The following is a 19277-nucleotide window of genomic DNA, read 5'->3' as shown; positions in this document are numbered from 1 at the left end:
CTTGCAGTGGCTTCACAAACTGGCGGCCGCCAGCTGGGCATGGGTCGGCAGGCCTTCGGTATCGCCGCGCACCTGCACCGCGCGGGCGCCGATCCAGGCGCCGCGCCGGACGGCATCGGCCACCGGGCGGCCCTCCAGCAGCGCGCTGATCACGCCCACGGCAAAGCCATCGCCGGCGCCAACGGTGTCGACGACACGCTCGACGCTGAATGCCTCGACATGGCCGGTGCCGGCCTCGCCATCGAAGTAGGCGCCGTCGGCGCCCAGCTTCACCACCACCAGCCTGGCGCCGCGCGCGCGGTAGAAGGCGGCAATGCGTTCCGGCTCGGCGTGGCCGGTGAGGAAGCGGCCCTCTTCGATGCCGGGCAGCACCCAGTCGCACCGCTGCGCCAGGTCGTTCAGCGTCTCCCGCATCAACTCGGGCGAGGCCCACAGCGTGGGCCGCAGGTTGGGATCGAAAGAGATCGTGCGGCCGGCGGCCTGCATGGTGGCGATGGCCTGGCGCGTGGCAGCCTGCGTGCCTGCGGCCAGCGCGGGGAACACGCCGGTGACGTGCAGGTGCCGCGAGCGCCGCAGCCACCTGCCGTCCAGGTGCTCCGGGTTCATGCGGCTGGCCGCCGAGCCGCGGCGGTGGTATTCGACGGGCGGATCGCTGCCGTCGTCGACCCGGCCCTTGAACTGGAAACCGGTGCGCTCACCGGGCTCGCACACCACCTGGCTGCAATCCACGCCTTCGCGCTGCATTTCACCGAGCAGGTAGCGGGCCATCGAGTCGTCGCCCAGGCGGCTGGCCCATCCGACCTTCAGGCCCAGGCGCGACAGGCCGATGGCCACGTTGGTCTCGGCACCGGCGGTGCGCTTGTGGAAGGTCTGTGCGCCTTCGAGCGGCCCGGCTTCGCCGGCGACCAGCATCAGCATCGCCTCGCCCAGCGTGACCACGTCAAGATCGGTGCTCATGCGGAGACCTCCACCGAACGCAGCAGTTCGACATGATGGCGCGTGACCTGCACCAGGTCTTCGCCTTGCAGGGGGAATTCGATCGCACGCGCAACGTGCGTGGGCAGGCGGCGCAAGACGCTGCGCCAGGGTGCCGCCGACTGGTCCAGCGGCACCGCGATCCATTTGGCGGGCGTGCGCTGCACGCCTTTGCAGTGCACGTAGCCGACGCCGGCGCCGAAGACCTGCGCGGCGTCGAGCGGGTCTTCGCCGGTCCAGTGCCAGTTGCCCATGTCGAAGGTCATCGGCACGTTCTCGCCGAGCGCCATGATACGCGCGAAGAAATCGCGCAGCGGCGGCACGGTGCCGGCCTGGGCGGTCTGGTCGTTTTCCACGACGAGTTCGATGCCATCGTGCCGCAGCCAGGGAAGCAGTGCTTCCAGTGCCGTGCCTTGCCGATAGCCGCCAAGCGACATCTTGACCCGGGTCGCACCGAGCGCCAGCGCGGTCGTGAAGGCACGGTCGAGCGCGGCGGCATCGAGGCTGCCGGCTTCGCTCCAGAGGCCTTCCGGGCTGGACCAGACCACGCTCAGCCCATGCTGCCGCGCGACCTCGCGCTGTTCAATGACTTCATCCTTGTGCCCGCGCTGGAGTTCGCCGCGGAATTCCACGCCGTCCGCGCCGGCTGCCGCGGCAACCCGCGCCAGTGCGGCCTGTCCGTCGCGCAGGGCGAGGTCGGCGCCATAGGCTGTCAACGAGATCAGCACCGGCGGGCGCGAAGCACCATCTGCTTGCCACTGGCTCATTTCAGTGCTCCCGCGCCGAGGAATTGCAGCAGTTCCGGTGTCCGCGGCTGCGCGAACAGCGCTTTGGACGGGCCCGCCTCGTGCACCTTGCCCTGGTGCATGAAGATGGTGGTATGCGCCATGCGGCGCGCGAACTCCATTTCATGCGTGACCAGCACCATGGTCATGCCGGAGGCGGCCAGGTTCTCCATGACCCGAAGCACTTCCGCCGTCAGCTCGGGGTCGAGCGCGGAGGTGACCTCGTCGAACAGCATTACCTTGGGCTCCATCGCCAGCGAACGGGCGATGGCCACGCGCTGCTGCTGGCCGCCCGAGAGCTGCTCGGGGTAGCAGTCCTTCTTGTCGAGCAGGCCGACCTGGGTCAGCACCTGGTCGACGATGCCGTCGATCTTGCCGGCTGCCATCTTCTTCACGATGGACGGCGCCAGCGCGATGTTCTCGCCCACGGTCAGGTGCGGAAACAAGTTGTAGCTCTGGAACACCATGCCCACGTCGCGGCGCAGGTCGAGCAGGCGCTTGCGGTCGTGATCCAGCTTGTGTCCGGCGACGGTGATATTGCCGGCGTTGATCGTCTCCAGGCCGTTCAGGCAACGCAGCATGGTGCTCTTGCCGGAGCCGCTGCGGCCGATGATGGCGACCACCTGGCCCGGCTCGATCGCAAACGAAACGCCCTTCAGGACTTCGACGGCGCCATACGACTTGTGCACGCCTTGTGCTTCAACGATTGACATGGAGCCTCCTTTCCATGCGCCGGGCTGCCGCCGACAGCGGGAAGCAGAGCGCGAAGTAGATAAGTGCGACGACGACGAAGACCGCGAAGGGCTGGAAGGTCGCGTTGTTGATCAGCTGGCCGGCGCGGGTCAGTTCGATGACGCCGATGATGGAAGTGATCGAGGTGTTCTTGACCAGCTGGACCGAGAACCCGACCGTGGGCGGCAAGGCCAGCCGCACGGCCTGCGGCAGCACCACGTAGCGCAGCTGCTGCCAGCGGGTGAGGGCAAGCGCTTCGCTGGCCTCCCACTGTCCTTGCGGCACGGCCTCGATGCAGCCGCGCCAGATCTCGCCAAGGTAGGCGCTGGCGTAGATCGACATCGCCAGCATGGCCGCGACCATCGGCGACAGCTTGAGCCCGAGCACGGAGAGTCCGTAGTAGCTCAGGAACAGCACGATCAGCACCGGCGTGCCTTGCACGACCTGGATATAGGCCGTGCTGGCCAGGCGCAGCAGCGGGCTTCCGGAGGTACGCGCCAGTGCCACCAGAAAACCGGCCAGCGTGCCGCCGACGAAGGCGAGCAAGGTCACCCACAGCGTCCAGCGTGCCGCCAGCAGCAGCATTTCAAGATGATTCCAGGAGAACTCGGTGATCATTTCGCGCTCCCAGCAACCGCTGCCGTCAGTTCCGTTTGCGCCAGCGGCACGATCCGGGCCGTGCGGGCCAGCTTTCGTGCGCGCGCCACCACGCGGCGCCGCTTGAACACCAGGTTGCCGATCAGGCCGAACATGGCGCGCAGCAGCAGTGCCAGCCCGATGTAGATGAACATGACCAGGATGTAGCTCTCGAAGGTGCGGAAAGTCTGCGAATCGACCTGGCTGGCGACCGCGGTCAGCTCTTCCACCGAGATCGTCGACACCACGCTCGAAGTCAGCATCATCAGCGTGAACTGGCTGGTCAGGGCCGGATAGACCTTCTCGAAGGCCGGCACCAGGGCGACGTGGCGGATCAGCTGCCAGCGTGTCATGCCCAGCGCGGCGGCGGCCTCAAGTTGCGAGCGGTGAACCGCTTGCAGGCCGGCCCGGATGATCTCCGTCGAGTAGGCGCCGAGGTTGACAGTCATCGCGATCACCGCGGCGGTGACGGCATCGATCTGCAGGCCCACGGTCGGCAAGCCGAAGAAGATGATGAAGAGCTGGATCAGGAAGGGCGTGTTGCGGATGGCTTCGACATATGCCCTGGTGGCACGCTGCAGCCACGGACCGCCAAAAGCGGCGGCAATCGCGCCGGCGGTGCCGACCACGGTGCCAAGCAGGATCGAGCCGAAGCTGAGCGCCAGCGTCATCGCCGCGCCTTCCGCGAAGCGGTCCAGCTGCGACAGCACCGGGGTCCATTCGAATTGGTAGTTCATGCGGGTCTCCTGGCACGCCGGCTGGCGCCGGCGCGCAACCTCAGACGGCCTGGTTCAGAACGCTTGCAGCGTGGGCAGCGCCTTGCCGGTCCACTTCTGCGCAATGGCGTCGAGTTCGCCGTTCAGCTTGACGTAGGAGATGGTGGTGTTGAGCCACTGGCGCAGCTCGAAGGCGTCGCGGCGCACGGCCATCGAATTGGGTTGCACCGAGAACGCGAACTTGGCGTCGAACTTGCCGGCGCCGCGCGCCTTCATGATCTCGTTGCCGGTGGTATTGGGCAGGGCAATGGCTTCGACCTGGTTGCTGATCAGCGCCTGCGCGCAGGTGGCATCGTCCTCGAAGCGGACGATGTTCATGCCGGGCACGGCCAGCCGGGTCAGCGCGGTGTCCTGTGTGGTGCCGCGCGTCACGCCGACCTTCTTCTTCCCGAGCTCAGTCAGCTTGGCGTACTTGGCGGCGACGGGCGCAAAGATGGTCAGCTCGAACGCGCTGTAGGGCGCACTGAACATGATGGCCCGCGCCCGCTCGGGCGTCGGCGCCAGCGTCGCCACCAGGAAATCGACCTTGCCGGCCTCCAGCGCCGGAATCCGGCTGGGTGAGGTGAGCGGGACGATATCGACCGGAACGCCCAGGTACTTGCCGAGCAGGTTGGCCACGTCGACGTCATAGCCGGCGGGTTTGCCGGTGGCGTCCGTGGTGCCGAAGGGCGGGGCGCCGGTCACCACGCCGATGGTGACCTTGCCCTTCTTGACGATCTCGGCGACGGTCTGCGCCTGGGCGGTGAAAGCGGCGCTGGTCAGGACCAGCAGAGTCAGCACGGGCGCGGCTACGCGGCGCAACAAGCGTTGAACGTTCATTTATGTCTCCTGCACGTATATGGGTGTGTCGCTGGCGTCGCAGCGTTTCGGCAAGCACCGTCTTGAAACCGGTTTCAGGATTATAGGAAACCGGTTTCAGAGATCCAACAGTGGAAACCCTTACGGGCAAAAACTGCGTTCGACGGATGCGGAAACAGCCACGTCAGGCACCCGCGGTACGTGCGAAGCGGGTGCAGGCGTGGATCTAGCGGGCGCGGTGGAAGCCGGTGGGGAGCGGCTCTGCAGTCAGGCGCGGCGCGTGGATCCGCGCGTGACCAAGGTGCCGGGCAACAGCACCCGGCGCGGCGGCAGTTGCGCGCCTTGCAGGCGCTCGATCAGGCAGTTGGTGGCGACGCGCCCGATATCGTCGGTGGGCTGGGAAATGGCGCTGAGGCCGGGGCCGACCAATGCCGCCCATTCCGGATCATCGAAGCCGATCAGGCCCAGGTCGGTGCCAAGCTGCCAACCCAGTCTGGCGGCCGATGCGGCCACGCGCAGCGAGATCACTGCGTTGGCCGCCAGCACCGCAACGGGTGCCTGTCCGGCGCCACGGCGCAGGGCGCGCAGCGCTTCATCGAGGGCCTCGTCGTCACCCCGCTGGGCTTCAAAAACGGTCCCGCCAACCGTGTCCGCGTGTTCGGCGACAAAGGCCTGGAACGCGCGCGCGCGCTCGTTGCGCGAGCTGATGGCCTTGATCGGCTCGCTGATGAACAGCAGGCGCCGATAGCCGGCTTCGACCAGGTGGCCGGCGGCTTCCTGGACGGCGGTCTGGTTGTCCAGGGCCACCAGGTCGACTTCGGCATCGCCGACCTTGCGGTCGACCAGTACCACTGGCTTGCCCAACTGCGCCGCATCGGCCAGGGCGCCGGCATCGTGGCCCAGCGTGTGCAGGATAAAGCCTTCGACCCGGTAGGCGGACAGCGAGCGGATGGCTTCGCGCTCAAGTTGCTCGTCATTGCCGAGGTTGAACAGCATCACCATATAGCCGGCGTCGCGGCAGGCCTTCTCGACGCCGCGCAGCACGGCCACCGAGAACGAATTGGAGACATCCGCGACCACCAGCCCGATCAGGCGCGACTTGCCGCGCTTGAGCCCCTGCGCCATCGGGCTGGGGCTGTAGCCGAGCGCGCGGATGGCCGCGGCGACGCGCGCCTCCACGTCCGCGGACAACTGCTCGCCGCCCCGGTTCAGGTAGCGCGATACGGTTGCCTTGGAGACGCCCGCATAGTCGGCAACGTCCTGGATGGTGAGCTTCTCTGCAGGTTTCTGGTCGGACACAGGTCGGGTAACTGGGCGCGGCATAGGATTCGGGTCTCGGTGAAACCAGTTTCACGATTATGCCTCGGGCGTGTCGGGATGTGCCAGCATCCGGGTTTTTACGCGCCCAAACGTCAGAACGTTCCATGGAACGCGACTGCGGCGGACAGAGGGTCCGCCTTGGCTCTGGAAAATGACCTGCCCGATTGCCTCGGGCAGGTCACGGTGTCCGTCAGACCAGCCTGGTTTCGACGTGGATGTTGCCGTGCAGGGCCTTCGAGTACGGGCAGGTCCGGTGCGCGGTATCCACCAGTGCCTGGGCCACTTCAGGTTCGACGCCGGGAATGTGGACATTGAGCCGGGCCTGCAGCAGATAGGCCTCGCCAGCCGTGCCCAGGTCAACCTCGGCGTCGACCGAGAGCTCGGCCGGCAGCTTCACTTTCATCTTGCCGGCGGCCAGGCCGATCGCTCCGATAAAGCACGCCGACCATCCCGCGGCGAGCAATTGCTCCGGGTTCGTGCCCGGGCCTTTGGTGCCCGGCGAGGACAGTTGAAGCTTCAGCCGGCCGTCGTCGCTGTGGGCTTCGCCGTCGCGTCCGCCTGCAGTGATGTGGACTTTGCCGGTGTACAGCACTTTTTCGATACGGGTCATGATGCGTTCCTTGTTTATTCAGAAAGTGGGCTCAGGCGTAGGCGCCGTCAAGATAGGGATCGACACTGCGCGCCGGGTCCGCCGAAACGCCGGTGCGGTCCAGGCCGGACAGGGTGCGCGCGCCGTCGTAGTACGGATCCACGTTGCGCGCACCGTCCGTGAACGGGTCGACTGCGCGCGCGCCATCGCTGTATGGGCTGCGTGCCTCCTGCACGGAGCGGGCACCGTCGGTGAACGGGTCCCGCGCGCCCGCTTGGGACGGTGCGGCGGCCTGCGCGCCGGCAGCGGCGGCAACCAGGGCGACGGCGAAGACAAAACGCTTGGCGATGTTGTGGGTAGTCATGATCGTTTTCCTTAAAGGTTTGGGTTCGGTATTGCGCGGCAGGGACTGGCTTGGTTGATGTTCGCCGCCCGGGCCACGGAATGCATTTAAGGCGATCGATGTATCTGCCCCGTAGCGCGTGAGGGGTGTCTCTGTCGGAACACGTATCGTTGTGGCAGCGTGATACAGACGGGTACAAATCCATGCGCGAACGGGTTGGGGAGCCGCATCGGCAAAGAACTGGGACAGGCCTATGCGCCACATTCGACGCCTCTGCCTGCACCTAGGGTTTCTCCCGAAAATCGCCCGTACTCCCTTGTTTTGATTGTGATTCTGGTAGCGCGGCTGCCGTTGCAGGTCGCGATGGTGACGAATTTCCGCCTTGACCATCCGTCCGAACCGTCGATAATGCAAACGTTTGCAAAGGAGATCAGACATGAAAACTTCCAGCGAGCGGCAGGTGCCACAAGGCGAGCGCCTGGCGCTGATCGAGGATGAACACTCGGTGACAGGCGTGGTCCAGGCGGCCATGGCCAATACGACGAATCCCCGCTTGCTCTTCATCATGGATTCCCTGGTGCGGCACCTCCACGGCTTCCTGTCCGAGGTGCGGCTGTCCGACGAGGAATTCGAGCTTGCCCTGGGGTATATCGCCAGTCTCGGCCATGCGAGCAATGCCAAGCACAACGAGGTTGTCCTGGCTGCCGACGTGCTGGGGCTGTCGACGCTGGTGACAGCCATGAACAACAGCACCAGGGACGGGCGCACGCCCGGCGCGCTGCTCGGCCCGTTCTATCGCGCCAACGCGCCGCGCTATGACTGCGGTGACTGCGTGGTGCAGGACGATGCGCCTGGCTTGCCGCTGCTGGTCAGCGGCACCGTGCGGGCGACCGATGGCACGCCGCTGCCAGGCGCGCTGGTCGAGATCTGGCAGGCGTCGCCGGTGGGACTGTATGACAACCAGGATCCGACGCAACCCGACCGCAACCTGCGCGGCTGCTTCCATACCGATGAAAGCGGCGGCTATCACTTCCGCACGGTACGGCCTGCAGGGTATCCGGTGCCGACCCACGGCCCGGTAGGCACGTTGCTGGCCGCACAGCAGCGCCATCCGTACCGGCCGGCGCATATCCATTTCATCGTCGCGGCGCCAGGCTACCGCACGCTCGTGACCCAGGTGTTTGCCGACACGCCGGAAAAGCTGGAATCCGATGTCACGTTCGGCGTGCAACGGCAACTGGTTGGCGATCTCCGGCTACACCACCATGGCCGCAGCCCGTGGGGCGATTTGCCGGCACCGTTCTACACGCTGGCGTTCGATTTCACGCTGGAGCCCGGCGAGCAGACCTTCCCGAAGCCGCCGATCGACTGACGACCCGATCGACTTACCTGACCCATTCCCAAAAGAACCATGAGTGCTAATTCTCTTTCCGGCAAGGTGGCCGTGATCCTCGGCGGCACCGGTGCGATCGGCTTTGCCGCCGGTGAAACGCTGGCGCGCCTTGGCGCGAGCGTGGTGCTGACCGGGCGCGACGCCGACAAGGCGGCCAGTGCCGCGGCGGCCTTGCCGGCCGGCAACCATCTTGCCGCCGTGGCCGAGGTTGCCGACAGCGCCTCGCTGCGCGCGCTGGCCGACGAGGTCATCCATCACTACGGCCGCGTCGATATCCTGGTGAACACCGCAGGCCTTACGCGGGCGATCCCGCACGCCGACCTGGACGCGCTGGACGATGCGCTGATCGATGAACTGTTTGCCGTCAACTGGCGCGGGCAGTTTGCCGCGATCCGTGCGTTCGCGCCGCACCTGCGCGCCAATGGCGACGGGCTGGTGGTCAATGTCGGGTCCATCGCCGGCCGTACGGGGCAGGGCAGCAACGTTGCGTACTGCGCTGCCAAGGCCGGGCTCGATGTCATGGCGATGTCGCTCGGGCGCGCGCTGGCGCCGCAAATCCGCGTGCTGAACGTTTCACCAGGCGTGGTCGATACCGCTTTCGTGCCGGGACGCGACAGCGGTTTCAACGAGCGCGCCGCCAGGTCGACGCCGCTAAAACGTGTTGGCCAGGCACAGGACGTGGCCGATGCCATCGCGGCCTGCGCGACCTCACTGCGCTTTGCCACCGGCACCACCATCGTCGTGGACGGCGGCCGCCAGCTCGGATAGGCCAGGCCCCGCATGTCCACCCAACCGCATTTCCACCACTGACCTTCGCTCATGCACGCACGCAAGACCATCATCACCTGCGCGGTGACCGGCAATATCGTCACCCCGGAGCAGCACCCCGGCTTGCCGGTGACGCCGGCCCAGATTGCCGACGCCGCGCTGGAAGCCGCCGAGGCCGGCGCAGCTGCCGCCCACATCCACGTGCGCGACCCCGAAACCGGACGGCCGTCGATGTCGCTCGACTACTACGCCGATGTCATCGACCGCATCCGCAAGCGCAACCGCTCGCTGATCATCAACCTCACCACCGGACCCGGCGGCCGCTTCGTGCCGAGCGAGGACGAGCCGCGCGTGGCGGCGCCGGGCACCACGCTGCTGCATCCCGCGAAGCGCGTCGAACACATCGCGGCGCTGCGCCCGGACGTCTGCTCGCTCGACCTGAACACCATGAACTCCGGTGGCGACGTGGTCATCAACACGCCCACCAACGTACGCAAGATGGCCGGCGTGATCCGCGCGGCCGGCGTCATGCCCGAGCTGGAGATCTTCGATTCCGGCGACCTCAACATGGCGCTCGACTTCATCCGTGAGGGCGTGCTGGACGGCCCTGGCCTGTGGACCTTCGTGCTTGGCGTGAAGTACGGCTTTGCGCCCACGCCGGAAACCATCTTCTACGCGCGCAACATGCTGCCCGCCGGCGCCCACTGGTCGGCCTTCGGCATCGGCCGCGCGGAGTTCCCGATTGTGGCCCAGGCATGGCTCGCAGGCGGACACGTGCGCGTCGGCATGGAAGACAACATCTATCTGGAGAAGGGCGTGCTGGCGCCGAGCAACGCCGCGCTGGTCGCCAAGGCGCGCGACATCGTCAGGTCGCTTGGCGGCGAGGTTGCCTCGGCGGCGGAGGCCCGGCGCACGCTTGGCCTGCGCGAGGCCTGATCCCGGCCATACCGAACGAAATATTTGAGGAAGGAAGCACCATGAACACCATTCGAGTCAGCGAGAAAGCCGCCAATATCGATGCCCTGCAGCTCGAGCTGCTCGGCGTGCCGCGCCCGGAAGCGGCGGCGGGTCAGGTCATCATCGAAGTGGCCAGCGCCGGCGTGAACCCGAGCGACGTGAAGGCAACGCTCGGCCTGATGCCGCATGCGGTCTGGCCGCGCACGCCAGGCCGCGACTATGCAGGCCTGGTGGTCGACGGTCCCTCCGAACTGCTGGGCCAGCAGGTCTGGGGCAGCGGCGGCGAACTCGGCATCCGCCGCGACGGCACGCATGGCAAGTACCTGCGCATCCAGGCCAGCGCCGTGCGCGCCAAGCCGGCGTCGGTGTCGCTGCTGGAAGCCGGCGCCGTGGGTGTGCCGTTCATTACCGCCTATGAAGGGCTGCGCCGCGCGGGCATGCCGCAGGCTGGCAGCACCGTGCTGGTGTGTGGCGGCAATGGCAAGGTGGGGCAGGCAACGATCCAGATCGCTACCGCGCTCGGCGCGCGCGTTTTTTCCTTGGAGCGCACCGCGGAGGCGTATCGTGGCCATGCCAGCGGCGACGTGCGCATGATCGATGCCAGCAGCGAATCCATTGCCGCGGTGGTGCGCGAAGAGACCGACGGGCACGGTGCGGACATCGTCTACAACACAGTGGGAAGCCCCTACTTCGAACAGGCCAACCAGGCCATGGCGATTGGCGCGGCGCAGATCTTCATCTCGACCATCGAGAAGCCGGTGCCGTTCGACATCTTCGCCTTCTATCGTGGCCAGCACACCTATGTGGGCGTCGACACCCTTGCGCTGGACAGCAACGCGTGCGCGGGCATCCTTGACCAGCTCGCACCGATGTTTGCCTCGGGTGCGCTGCGGCCGTTCCCGGTCCTTTCCGACTACACCTATGCGCTCTCCGATGCCAAGGAGGCCTACCGGGCGGTCCTGCAGGGCGCGACCGAACGCGTGGTGCTGAAGCCATGAACACGACCCGGTTCGCACAGGCGCCGGCCTATTTCCCGGCCAACCACGAAGGCATGCATTGCCTGCGCCTGCAAGGGCATGAAGCGGGACCGTCCGAAGCCTTGTGGATGGGGGTCTCGGTGCTGCTGCCGGGCGGCTATACGTCGATGGATGCCTCGCCCGTGGAAAAGCACTACGTCGTGCTGGAAGGCGAAGTCTGCATCGCCACGCCCGACGAGCGCGTGACGCTGGGCCAGTTCGATTCCGTGCGCCTGGCGCCGGGCGAAGCGCGGCAGGTGTCGAACCCGGGCAATCGGCCGGCGATGCTGCTGCTGGCGATGCCGTATCCCAAGCGCTGATTTTCTCGGGCCGGACTGCAAACGATTGCAAAAAAATCGGGCAGACGGCCCGGCCACAACAACCACGACAAACCAGGGGAGACAAATGAAATCCATCGGAAAGCGCAGCCATCTGCTCATGCTGGCCATGGCCGCAGCCTGTGGCGGCGAGGCCTGCGCGCAGTCAGCCGTGACGCTGTACGGGCGCATCAATACGGCACTGGAGTATTCCTATGCCAACACCGCGACCGACGGCACCCGCCTTGGCGGCGTGGGGCGCCTGACCAACAACCGCTCGGTCTTCGGCATGCGCGGCGAAGAAGGCCTGGGCGGCAGCCTGAAAGCCATCTGGCAGATCGAAAGCAATTTTTCGCTCGATACCGGCCAGGGTCAGGTGGCCGGGCGCAATACGCGGGTGGGGTTGCAGGGCGATGCCGGCACGCTGTTCCTGGGGCATTGGCAGACCCCGTACACCGAATCGACCACCGCCTACGATCCGTACTATCCGACCACCGCCGGCTATATGGCGCTGATCGGCAACGGCTCCACCTCCAGCTCCGACAACGTCCAGGACACCAGCTCGTTCGACCGCCGGCAGAAGAACATCATCGTCTACAAGTCGCCGTCGTTCGCCGGCTTCAGCGGGGCCGCGGCGTGGGGCGTGAACGAGGAGAAGACCACCATACCGCGCAATCCCGGCTTGTATTCGTTCTCGGCCGCCTACGACAACGGCCCGCTCAATGTGGTGCTGGCCTATGAAGTCCACCAGCACTACCAGACCGCCGGCCGCAACGACGATGCGATGAAGGCGGGCGTTTCGTACAAGTTCCCCACCACCACGGTGGCGCTGCTCTATGAACGGCTCCACTACCGCACCGCGACCGGCGACCTGACCCGCAACGGGTACTACGCCTCGCTGGTGCAGAAGCTCGGGCCGGGCAGCGTGCGCGTCGGCTTTGGCCTTGCCAGCAATGGCGCGGGCAATGCGACCGAGACCGTGGGCTTCTTCCGCAGCGGCGCGGAAACGGGCGCCACGCAGGTCACGGTCGGCTACGACTATCCGCTGTCCAAGCGCACTGCGCTGTATGCGTACTACAGCCGCATCAACAACAAGCGCAATGCGATCTACGACTTTGCCATCAATGAACTGGGCGTGAGCGCGGGTGCTGACCCGCAGACGGTCGCGCTTGGCATGCGGCACTTCTTCTGATGTGAGGAGACACAGAATGATCCGATCCATCCAAGGCACGGTGCTGGCGCTGGCGTCATCGCTCATGCTGGCGGCCGCACCCGCCGCCCACGCGCAGCCGCAGTATCCCGGCAAGCCGATCCGGCTGGTGGTGCCGTTCTCGGCGGGCAGCGCCACCGACATCCTGGCGCGCATCATCGGCAGCAAGATGGGCGAGGGCGGCAGCTACCAGGTGATTGTCGACAACCGCCCCGGCGCCGGCGGCACCCTGGGCGCCACCGGCGTGGCCAAGGCGGCGCCGGACGGCTACACGCTGATCCTGGTTTCGGTCGGGCACGCCATCAACGCCACGCTGTATCCCAAGCTCTCGTATGACACGGTGAAGGACTTCGCGCCGGTCTCGCTGGTGGCCACGGTCCCCAATGTGCTGGTGGTCAATGCCGCCAGCAAGTACAAGTCGGTGCGGGACGTCGTCAACGCCGCCAAGGCGACGCCAGGCGCGCTGAACTTCGACTCGGCGGGTTCCGGCAGCTCAACCCACCTGAGCGGCGAGATGTTCAAGATGCAGGCCGGCATCGACATCGTCCATATCCCGTACAAGGGCACGGGCGAAGCGCTGACCGACGTCATGGCTGGCCGGGGCGACATGATGTTCGCGCCCAGCGTATCGGCCATGCCGTTCGTCAGGCAAGGCAAGCTGCGGGCGCTGGCGGTCACCACGGCCAGGCGCGTCAGCGCGCTGCCGGAGATTCCCACGGTGGCGGAGTCCGGCTTCCCCGGCTACGCGTTCGACTCCTGGTTCGGCGTGCTGGCGCCCGCCGGCACCCCCAAGGAAATCGTCGATGCGCTCAATGCCGAGATCGGCAAGGCCTTGGCCGCGCCGGACGTGCGCGAGCGCCTGGCCGCCCAGGGCGCGGAGCCAAAGCGCTCGTCGCCGCAGGAGTTTGCTGCCTATATCCAGGCGGAGATCGGCAAGCTGGCGCCGGTGGTCAGGCAATCCGGCGTGAAAGCGGGGCAGTAGCGGCAGCCCGCAGGCGTGCGGCGACGGCGCGGGGCTGGCTTAGAATGGTGTTTTCCAACCCTCCCCGGGCTGCCGCCCCGCCAACTGCCGTCATGCCCGAGCGCAAGCGCCTCACCCTGAAAGACCTGGCTGCCGAGATCGACGTGCATTACTCGACCATCTCGCGAGTGATGAACCCGGCCACGCGGCACCTGGTGGCTGAGGACGTGGCGGCCCGCATCCTGGAGGTTGCCGAGGCGCGCGGCTTCCGCCCCAACCGCATCGCGGCGGGGCTGCGCACCCAGCGTTCGGGACTGGTGGGCGTGGTACTGCCCGATATTTCCAACCCGGTGTTTCCGCCTATCCTGGCCGGAATCGAATCGGTGCTGGCGCAGCAGGGCTACGTGCCGATCGTGGTCAATGCCGGTACCGACAAAAGCCGGCAGCGCTTTGTCATCGACCAGATGATCGGCCGGCAAGTCGAAGGACTGGTGCTTGCCACCGCGGAACGGGACGATCCGATACTCGCCTACTGCCTCAAGCAGCATATCCCCGTGGTCACGGTCAACCGGGGCGACGACACGGGCCGGGTGTCCTGCGTGGTGAGCGACAACCTGCTGGCCATGCGGCAGACGGTCGACCACCTGGTCGGCCTGGGCCACCGCCGCATCGGGCATATTGCCGGACCCGCCACGCTGTCGACCGGCTTCCTGCGTCGCGAGGGCTTCCTTCAGGCGGTCAAGCGCCACCGCCTGCGCCGCGGGGAATGGCAAGTCATGGAAGCCGCCAGCTATTCGCGCGAGGCCGGCCGGCTCGCATGCGAGCAGCTCTTCGCGGCCTTCCCGCAGGTGACCGCCATTGCCGCCGGCAATGACCTGGTGGCGATGGGCTGCTACGACTACCTGCGCGAGCACGGCATGCGTTGCCCCGATGACGTCTCGGTGGTGGGCCACAACGACATGCCTTTCGCCGACGCCCTGACGCCGCCGCTGACCACCGTGCGCATTGCCGTCCATGAAATGGGCGAGGAAGCAGCGCGGCTCCTGCTCAGGAAGATCGACATGCCAGCTTCCGATGCCGTCACCGTGCAACTGACGCCGCAGCTGATCGTGCGGGGTTCCACGGCTGCACCGCGCGCAATGGAATAGAGTGAATCGCGGCGATGTGGGGTGTCAGGCGCGGGCGCCGTCGGCGCACGCAGTTACCGGGCAACGCCGTACCGGGCAGCGGGCTGGTCACGCGAAAGATTGGGGCCGAGCGCGGCGCGTGCTGCCTCGAACGTGTGCCAGTGGGCCACCTCGGGCAACGACGGCACGGTAATCACCTCGCCCTGGTCCAGCCCTGCCAGGGCCGCGTCGACCAGGTCGTCGCCGCTCATGACCATCGATTGCGGCAGGTTCTCGACCGGCTGGCCGGCGGTGTCCCAGAACTCGGTGCGGGTGGCCCCCGGCAGCACGGCCTGGATGCGCACGCCCTTGCCGGCAAGCTCATGCTGCAGCGACTGGGTAAAGGCCAGCACATACGCCTTGGAGCCGCCGTAGACACCGTTCAGGACCTCGGGCGCGACCGCCACAATCGAGGCAATATTGATGATCGTGCCCTCGCCGCGCGCGACGAAGGCCGGGGCGGCGGCGTAGGTGAGCCGGGTCAGGGCCGTGACGTTGAGCTCGATCATTGCCTGCATGGTGTCGACATCCGAATCCAGCAGCGGTGCAGCGCCGCCGAAGCCGGCGTTGTTGACCAGCGTGGTGATGCTCGCATCGGTGCGCAGGATCTCTTCGATGCGTCGCACTTCGGCGGCCTGGCCAAGGTCAGCGGTCACGATCTCGACCGAGCGGCCGGTATCGTCGGTAATCCGGCGGGCCAGTGCTTCCAGCCGCGCGCGGTTGCGCGCCACCAGGATCAGGTCGTGGCCCCTGCGCGCCAGGCGCTCCGCATAGATGGCGCCGATGCCGGACGAAGCACCGGTGATGAGGGCGGTGCCGGAATGGTTGTGCGTGGTCATGTCAAAGCTCCAGATTCAGTGGGAAGAGGATGTCCGTAGCGGTCGGCCTGGACCGGCCGGCTGCGTGAAACCAAGATTAGGAGCACAATGGCCATGACGCCAATGTCATAGATGCCACCTTTTCTGCCATGAGGAGTCCGAGATGTATCACGTGGCCCTTGCCCTCTATCCCGGCTTCCAGGCACTGAACCTCGCTGTCTCGACGGTGCTGGAGTTCGCCAACCGCTCGCTTGGAGAGCCGCTGTACAAGGTCCACCTGTTGTCCGAGCATGGCGGACCCGTGTTGAGCTCCGGTGGCTTTTCCGTCAATACCGAGCCGTTTGGCAAGCGCCGCTTCGATACCGTGCTGGTGGTGGGAGACAACGACGTGCTGCCCACGCCGCCCGCGCTGGTGAAGTTCCTGCAACGAGCGGCGCGGACTTCGCGGCGCATCGGTGCCACCTGCACCGGTGCCTTCAACCTGGCGGAGGCCGGGGTGCTGGATGGCCGCCGCGCCACCACGCACTGGTATTACGCGGAGCAGTTGCGGCGGCGCTTCCCGAACGTCGGCGTGGAAGAGGACCGCATCTTCATCATCGATGGCCCGGTCTGGACCTCGGCCGGGATGTCGGCCTGCATCGACCTGGCGCTGGCGCTGGTGGAGAAGGACGCGGGCGCTGCGGTTGCGCGCGATGTGGCGAAGTTGCTGGTCGTGTATCACCGGCGCGCCGGCGGGCAGTCACAGTTCTCGGCACTGCTGGACCTGGAACCGCGCTCGGACCGCATTCGTGCCGCGCTGGATTTCGCGCGGCAGAACCTGCAACAGGAACTCTCGGTAGAACAACTGGCGGATGCGGCGCACCTGAGCCCGCGGCAGTTCGCGCGCGCATTCCGTGACGAGACCGGGCAGACCCCCGCCAAGGCAGTGGAGCACCTGCGCGTGGAGGCGGCCAGGCTGATGATGGCAAGCGGCCGCCATGCCATCGATGTGGTGGCGCGGGATACCGGCTTCGGCGATCGCGAGCGCATGCGGCGTGCCTTCCTGCGGGCCTTCGGCCAACCGCCGCAGGCGATCCGGCGCATGGCGCGCGGCGACGAATTGCAGACTGCGTAGGGGCGGCCGTGGCGGTACAGAGGCATGCAAGCTGGCCGGACATCCGACTTGTTACCCCAGGTACCAATTCCTGTTCCGCGCCATGCCTTTATCCCAGGCCGGCGCGCACATAGAGTTGGTCGCATGACCCCCACCTGATTGGAGCCAGCATGTCTGTGCAAGAACGACTCGCAGCGCGCGGCCTGGTGCTGCCGCAGCCCCCGCAGCCCCTCGGCAGCTATACCGCGGTCAGCCAGGCCGGCGACCTGCTGTTCATCTCCGGGCAGTTGCCCTTGCAGGATGGCAAGGTGGTCTGGCAAGGCCAGGTCGGCAAGGACCTGGATGTCGGGCAGGGCAAGCGTGCCGCCGAGGTGGCGGCGCTCAACGTGCTGGCGCAGATCGATGCCTATCTGGGTGGCTTCGAGCGCCTGGACCACATCGTCCGCGTCGACGGGCACATTTCCAGCGCGCCCGGCTGGTACGGGCAGCCGGCGGTCCTCGATGGGGCCTCCGACCTGTTTGGCGAGGTGCTGGCAGAGAAGGCCGGCCACGCGCGAACCATTTCCTCGCACTTCCAGCAGCCGGCGAATGCGGCCGTGATCCTTGTGGTCATCGCCCAGATCCGGTCTGCATAAGCGCAGCGTGAGCCGTTACGCCGAGAATTTCTCGACCAGGAAGTCGACGAAGGCCCGTACCCGGCGCGAGACGTGGCGCGCGGACGGGTAGAGCAGCACAAAGGGGCGCGTACTGCCGCCGTAATCCTTCAACACCTCCACCAGCGTGCCGTCGCGCAGGTCCTGTTCCACCACGAAGCGGTAAGTCTGGAACAGGCCCGCGCCGGCGCGCACCAGCGTGGCCCCGCCCAGAATGTCTTCTGACGCGGCATACGAGCCGGTGGTCACGATATCCGTGTCCTCGCCGTTGACCTGGAACGTCCATGGGATCCGCCGGCCGCTGCTCGGGCGCTCGAACTGGATGCACTCATGCCTGAGCAGGTCTTCCAATGACTGCGGCGTGCCGGCACGCCGCAGATAGCCAGGCGTTGCCACCACCACCAGCTCCGCGTCTTCCAGCTTGCGCGCGATCAGGTTCGAATCATCCGGCGCACGCCCGCGCACCGACAGGTCATAGGTGTCATCGGCGAAATCCACATTGCGGTTGCTGATGTGCACGTCGATCTCGACTTCGGGGTAGCGCTCGCGGAATGCCGGCAGCACCGGCAGCACGCGATAGTGCGCGTAAGGCGTCGGCAGGCTGATCCGCAGCCGCCCCGCAGGGGCAGACTGCTGGCCGCTGATCTGCCGCTCCGCGTCCACCAGCTGCGCCAGTGCGCCGCGGCTCTGCTCGAAATACACCCGGCCTTCGTCGGTCAGGCGGATCTGCCGCGTGGTCCGCACGAACAGCCGCACCCCCAGGCGCTCTTCCAGCCTTTGCACAGTGCGGCTGACCGCGGGCGGCGTCACGCCGGCGGCCACTGCCGCCGCGGTGAAGCTGCCCAGCTCCGCGGCCAGGCAGAACAGCTCGATGCTGCCAAGCTGAAGGTCATCGAATTGCCGTTTCATTGCTTTGCTTGCGACCGCAGGCCGCACCGGATCAAGCGATGTATCCATCATATGTGCGCCACCGGCAGAAGTCGATGTCCGGGCCGTGGCTGGCGCCGAAGTGACCGCGAGGCTGCGCACGCCATTCCCGCCAGAGGATTCGTCCCGCTCTATTTATGCTTGTGGCGCAAGACTGTTTGTGCCGCCAGGGTCTTCGAATGCGCAAGCGAATTGCCTAGATTGGAACCCATCGGAGCCGCCGGCCCGATCGGCAAGCAAGCCGATTCCATCCACATCGAGGTTCAAGAAAATGAGCGCAGCACAGAAAGTCGTTGTCATCACGGGCGCATCGCAAGGCATTGGCGCTGAACTGGTCAAGGCGTTCCGGGAACGCGGCCATCGCGTTGTCGCCACCGCGCGCACCATCAAGCCGTCGGACGACCAGGACATCCTGGCAGTCGCCGGCGATATCGCCGATCCGTCCACGGCGCGCCGCGTCATCGCCGAGGCCGTGGCAAGGTTCGGCCGCATCGACACCCTGGTCAACAACGCCGGCATCTTCATCGCCAAGCCGTTCACCAGCTACACCGACGAGGACTACGCGGCCGCCACCGGCATCAACCTGACGGGCTTCTTCCATATCACGCAGCTGGCCATCGCCGAAATGGAGAAGCACCGCAGCGGCCACGTGGTCAGCATCACCACCAGCCTGGTCGACCATGCGATCAGCGGGGTGCCGTCGGTGCTGGCCTCGCTGACCAAGGGTGGCCTGAACGCCGCGACCAAGTCGCTGGCCATCGAGTACGCCAGGACCGGCATCCGCGCGAATGCTGTCTCGCCCGGCATCATCAAGTCGCCGATGCATCCGCCCGAAACCCATGCGGGGCTGGGCGCCCTGCACCCGGTGGGTCATATGGGCGAGATGCGCGATATCGTCGATGCTGTCCTGTATCTCGACAACGCGCCGTTCGTCACCGGCGAGATCCTGCATGTAGACGGCGGCCAGAGCGCAGGGCATTGAGCGGACACCCCCGCGGCGCGCGCCGGCGCACCGCGGGTGGTTCCCGACGGCGCGATGGGGGA

General features: G+C 66.7%; 22 protein-coding genes. 11 read left to right on the top strand and 11 right to left on the bottom strand.

What is annotated here, in order from left to right:
* Window positions 1-12: 12 nt before the first annotated feature.
* The 9 genes from AC3WON_RS05970 to AC3WON_RS05930 all read right to left on the bottom strand — a co-directional run bounded on the left by AC3WON_RS05970 (window position 13) and on the right by AC3WON_RS05930 (window position 6975).
* Complete coding sequence (locus tag AC3WON_RS05970) at window positions 13-957, bottom strand: sugar kinase (protein ID WP_492351371.1); 945 nt, start codon at window positions 955-957, stop codon at window positions 13-15.
* A complete protein-coding gene (locus AC3WON_RS05965) occupies window positions 954-1742 on the bottom strand; it encodes a sugar phosphate isomerase/epimerase family protein (protein ID WP_492351370.1) in 789 nt (262 codons plus the stop codon). Before AC3WON_RS05965 ends, AC3WON_RS05970 begins: the two co-directional genes overlap by 4 nt.
* Window positions 1739-2473 (bottom strand): amino acid ABC transporter ATP-binding protein, encoded by a 735-nt coding sequence (locus AC3WON_RS05960; protein ID WP_492351369.1) that lies wholly within the window; start codon window positions 2471-2473, stop codon window positions 1739-1741. The genes AC3WON_RS05965 and AC3WON_RS05960 overlap by 4 nt, the downstream gene beginning before the upstream one ends.
* Window positions 2460-3110 (bottom strand): amino acid ABC transporter permease, encoded by a 651-nt coding sequence (locus AC3WON_RS05955; RefSeq protein ID WP_492340418.1) that lies wholly within the window; start codon window positions 3108-3110, stop codon window positions 2460-2462. Before AC3WON_RS05955 ends, AC3WON_RS05960 begins: the two co-directional genes overlap by 14 nt.
* A complete protein-coding gene (locus AC3WON_RS05950; protein WP_492319488.1) occupies window positions 3107-3865 on the bottom strand; it encodes an amino acid ABC transporter permease in 759 nt (252 codons plus the stop codon). The genes AC3WON_RS05955 and AC3WON_RS05950 overlap by 4 nt, the downstream gene beginning before the upstream one ends.
* A 54-nt stretch (window positions 3866-3919) precedes the next feature.
* Window positions 3920-4723, bottom strand: a complete 804-nt coding sequence (locus tag AC3WON_RS05945) for a transporter substrate-binding domain-containing protein (RefSeq protein WP_492319489.1) — start codon at window positions 4721-4723, stop codon at window positions 3920-3922.
* 246 nt (window positions 4724-4969) lie between these two features.
* Window positions 4970-6025: a LacI family DNA-binding transcriptional regulator gene (locus tag AC3WON_RS05940; protein WP_492319490.1), complete on the bottom strand. Its 1056-nt coding sequence runs from the start codon at window positions 6023-6025 to the stop codon at window positions 4970-4972.
* Window positions 6026-6212: 187 nt separating this feature from the next.
* Window positions 6213-6632, bottom strand: a complete 420-nt coding sequence (locus AC3WON_RS05935) for an organic hydroperoxide resistance protein (protein WP_492351368.1) — start codon at window positions 6630-6632, stop codon at window positions 6213-6215.
* A 31-nt stretch (window positions 6633-6663) separates the two neighbouring features.
* Window positions 6664-6975, bottom strand: coding sequence for a hydroxyquinol 1,2-dioxygenase (locus AC3WON_RS05930; RefSeq protein WP_492351367.1), 312 nt, complete (start codon window positions 6973-6975; stop codon window positions 6664-6666).
* Between the two features lie 415 nt (window positions 6976-7390).
* On the opposite strand from AC3WON_RS05930, the gene AC3WON_RS05925 reads away from it, so the two are divergent.
* The 8 genes from AC3WON_RS05925 (at window position 7391) to AC3WON_RS05890 (ending at window position 14724) form a co-directional block, all read left to right on the top strand.
* On the top strand, window positions 7391-8326 hold the full coding sequence (locus AC3WON_RS05925) for a dioxygenase family protein (RefSeq protein ID WP_492351366.1): 936 nt from the start codon (window positions 7391-7393) through the stop codon (window positions 8324-8326).
* Window positions 8327-8365: 39 nt separating this feature from the next.
* Window positions 8366-9115: an SDR family NAD(P)-dependent oxidoreductase gene (locus tag AC3WON_RS05920; RefSeq protein WP_492351365.1), complete on the top strand. Its 750-nt coding sequence runs from the start codon at window positions 8366-8368 to the stop codon at window positions 9113-9115.
* 51 nt (window positions 9116-9166) lie between these two features.
* Entirely contained in the window at window positions 9167-10051 is an 885-nt protein-coding gene (locus AC3WON_RS05915) for a beta-keto acid cleavage family enzyme (protein ID WP_492351364.1), read from the top strand.
* Between the two features lie 41 nt (window positions 10052-10092).
* Window positions 10093-11070, top strand: a complete 978-nt coding sequence (locus AC3WON_RS05910) for a quinone oxidoreductase family protein (protein WP_492351363.1) — start codon at window positions 10093-10095, stop codon at window positions 11068-11070.
* Window positions 11067-11408, top strand: coding sequence for a cupin domain-containing protein (locus tag AC3WON_RS05905; protein WP_492351362.1), 342 nt, complete (start codon window positions 11067-11069; stop codon window positions 11406-11408). Before AC3WON_RS05910 ends, AC3WON_RS05905 begins: the two co-directional genes overlap by 4 nt.
* Before the next feature lie 85 nt (window positions 11409-11493).
* The gene (locus AC3WON_RS05900) at window positions 11494-12597 is read left to right on the top strand and encodes a porin (RefSeq protein WP_492351361.1); all 1104 of its coding nucleotides are present in this window, start codon (window positions 11494-11496) and stop codon (window positions 12595-12597) included.
* 16 nt (window positions 12598-12613) lie between these two features.
* A complete protein-coding gene (locus AC3WON_RS05895) occupies window positions 12614-13597 on the top strand; it encodes a tripartite tricarboxylate transporter substrate binding protein (RefSeq protein WP_492351360.1) in 984 nt (327 codons plus the stop codon).
* Between the two features lie 92 nt (window positions 13598-13689).
* Window positions 13690-14724: a LacI family DNA-binding transcriptional regulator gene (locus AC3WON_RS05890; RefSeq protein ID WP_492319505.1), complete on the top strand. Its 1035-nt coding sequence runs from the start codon at window positions 13690-13692 to the stop codon at window positions 14722-14724.
* Between the two features lie 53 nt (window positions 14725-14777).
* Here AC3WON_RS05890 and AC3WON_RS05885 read toward each other — a convergent pair whose 3' ends face one another.
* Window positions 14778-15581: an SDR family NAD(P)-dependent oxidoreductase gene (locus AC3WON_RS05885; protein WP_492319506.1), complete on the bottom strand. Its 804-nt coding sequence runs from the start codon at window positions 15579-15581 to the stop codon at window positions 14778-14780.
* 142 nt (window positions 15582-15723) lie between these two features.
* Between AC3WON_RS05885 and AC3WON_RS05880 the strand changes: the two genes are divergently transcribed.
* Complete coding sequence (locus AC3WON_RS05880) at window positions 15724-16674, top strand: GlxA family transcriptional regulator (RefSeq protein WP_492351359.1); 951 nt, start codon at window positions 15724-15726, stop codon at window positions 16672-16674.
* Between the two features lie 149 nt (window positions 16675-16823).
* A complete protein-coding gene (locus tag AC3WON_RS05875; protein ID WP_492351358.1) occupies window positions 16824-17288 on the top strand; it encodes a RidA family protein in 465 nt (154 codons plus the stop codon).
* 15 nt (window positions 17289-17303) lie between these two features.
* Here the strand turns inward: AC3WON_RS05875 and AC3WON_RS05870 are convergent, their stop codons facing one another.
* The gene (locus tag AC3WON_RS05870; RefSeq protein ID WP_492351357.1) at window positions 17304-18215 is read right to left on the bottom strand and encodes a LysR family transcriptional regulator; all 912 of its coding nucleotides are present in this window, start codon (window positions 18213-18215) and stop codon (window positions 17304-17306) included.
* 289 nt (window positions 18216-18504) lie between these two features.
* Between AC3WON_RS05870 and AC3WON_RS05865 the strand changes: the two genes are divergently transcribed.
* Window positions 18505-19215 carry an SDR family NAD(P)-dependent oxidoreductase gene (locus tag AC3WON_RS05865; RefSeq protein ID WP_492319510.1) on the top strand — a complete coding sequence of 237 codons (711 nt, stop codon included), beginning with the start codon at window positions 18505-18507 and terminating at the stop codon, window positions 19213-19215.
* Window positions 19216-19277 lie beyond the last annotated feature (62 nt).

It is taken from the genome of Cupriavidus sp. FW305-46 (assembly GCF_058787075.1).
This window is presented reverse-complemented; position numbering and strand designations above follow the sequence as displayed.

What these genes read in the sequence shown, in the direction of transcription:
- AC3WON_RS05965 (WP_492351370.1), bottom strand. Translation starts at nt 1,742, where the DNA reads ATGAGCCAGTGGCAAGCAGATGGTGCTTCGCGCCCGCCGGTGCTGATC.
- AC3WON_RS05960 (WP_492351369.1), bottom strand. Translation starts at nt 2,473, where the DNA reads ATGTCAATCGTTGAAGCACAAGGCGTGCACAAGTCGTATGGCGCCGTC.
- AC3WON_RS05930 (WP_492351367.1), bottom strand. Translation starts at nt 6,975, where the DNA reads ATGACTACCCACAACATCGCCAAGCGTTTTGTCTTCGCCGTCGCCCTG.
- AC3WON_RS05940 (WP_492319490.1), bottom strand. Translation starts at nt 6,025, where the DNA reads ATGCCGCGCCCAGTTACCCGACCTGTGTCCGACCAGAAACCTGCAGAG.
- AC3WON_RS05905 (WP_492351362.1), top strand. Translation starts at nt 11,067, where the DNA reads ATGAACACGACCCGGTTCGCACAGGCGCCGGCCTATTTCCCGGCCAAC.
- AC3WON_RS05880 (WP_492351359.1), top strand. Translation starts at nt 15,724, where the DNA reads ATGTATCACGTGGCCCTTGCCCTCTATCCCGGCTTCCAGGCACTGAAC.
- AC3WON_RS05950 (WP_492319488.1), bottom strand. Translation starts at nt 3,865, where the DNA reads ATGAACTACCAATTCGAATGGACCCCGGTGCTGTCGCAGCTGGACCGC.
- AC3WON_RS05935 (WP_492351368.1), bottom strand. Translation starts at nt 6,632, where the DNA reads ATGACCCGTATCGAAAAAGTGCTGTACACCGGCAAAGTCCACATCACT.
- AC3WON_RS05885 (WP_492319506.1), bottom strand. Translation starts at nt 15,581, where the DNA reads ATGACCACGCACAACCATTCCGGCACCGCCCTCATCACCGGTGCTTCG.
- AC3WON_RS05945 (WP_492319489.1), bottom strand. Translation starts at nt 4,723, where the DNA reads ATGAACGTTCAACGCTTGTTGCGCCGCGTAGCCGCGCCCGTGCTGACT.
- AC3WON_RS05955 (WP_492340418.1), bottom strand. Translation starts at nt 3,110, where the DNA reads ATGATCACCGAGTTCTCCTGGAATCATCTTGAAATGCTGCTGCTGGCG.
- AC3WON_RS05920 (WP_492351365.1), top strand. Translation starts at nt 8,366, where the DNA reads ATGAGTGCTAATTCTCTTTCCGGCAAGGTGGCCGTGATCCTCGGCGGC.
- AC3WON_RS05900 (WP_492351361.1), top strand. Translation starts at nt 11,494, where the DNA reads ATGAAATCCATCGGAAAGCGCAGCCATCTGCTCATGCTGGCCATGGCC.
- AC3WON_RS05910 (WP_492351363.1), top strand. Translation starts at nt 10,093, where the DNA reads ATGAACACCATTCGAGTCAGCGAGAAAGCCGCCAATATCGATGCCCTG.
- AC3WON_RS05925 (WP_492351366.1), top strand. Translation starts at nt 7,391, where the DNA reads ATGAAAACTTCCAGCGAGCGGCAGGTGCCACAAGGCGAGCGCCTGGCG.
- AC3WON_RS05870 (WP_492351357.1), bottom strand. Translation starts at nt 18,215, where the DNA reads ATGAAACGGCAATTCGATGACCTTCAGCTTGGCAGCATCGAGCTGTTC.
- AC3WON_RS05970 (WP_492351371.1), bottom strand. Translation starts at nt 957, where the DNA reads ATGAGCACCGATCTTGACGTGGTCACGCTGGGCGAGGCGATGCTGATG.
- AC3WON_RS05865 (WP_492319510.1), top strand. Translation starts at nt 18,505, where the DNA reads ATGAGCGCAGCACAGAAAGTCGTTGTCATCACGGGCGCATCGCAAGGC.
- AC3WON_RS05890 (WP_492319505.1), top strand. Translation starts at nt 13,690, where the DNA reads ATGCCCGAGCGCAAGCGCCTCACCCTGAAAGACCTGGCTGCCGAGATC.
- AC3WON_RS05875 (WP_492351358.1), top strand. Translation starts at nt 16,824, where the DNA reads ATGTCTGTGCAAGAACGACTCGCAGCGCGCGGCCTGGTGCTGCCGCAG.
- AC3WON_RS05895 (WP_492351360.1), top strand. Translation starts at nt 12,614, where the DNA reads ATGATCCGATCCATCCAAGGCACGGTGCTGGCGCTGGCGTCATCGCTC.
- AC3WON_RS05915 (WP_492351364.1), top strand. Translation starts at nt 9,167, where the DNA reads ATGCACGCACGCAAGACCATCATCACCTGCGCGGTGACCGGCAATATC.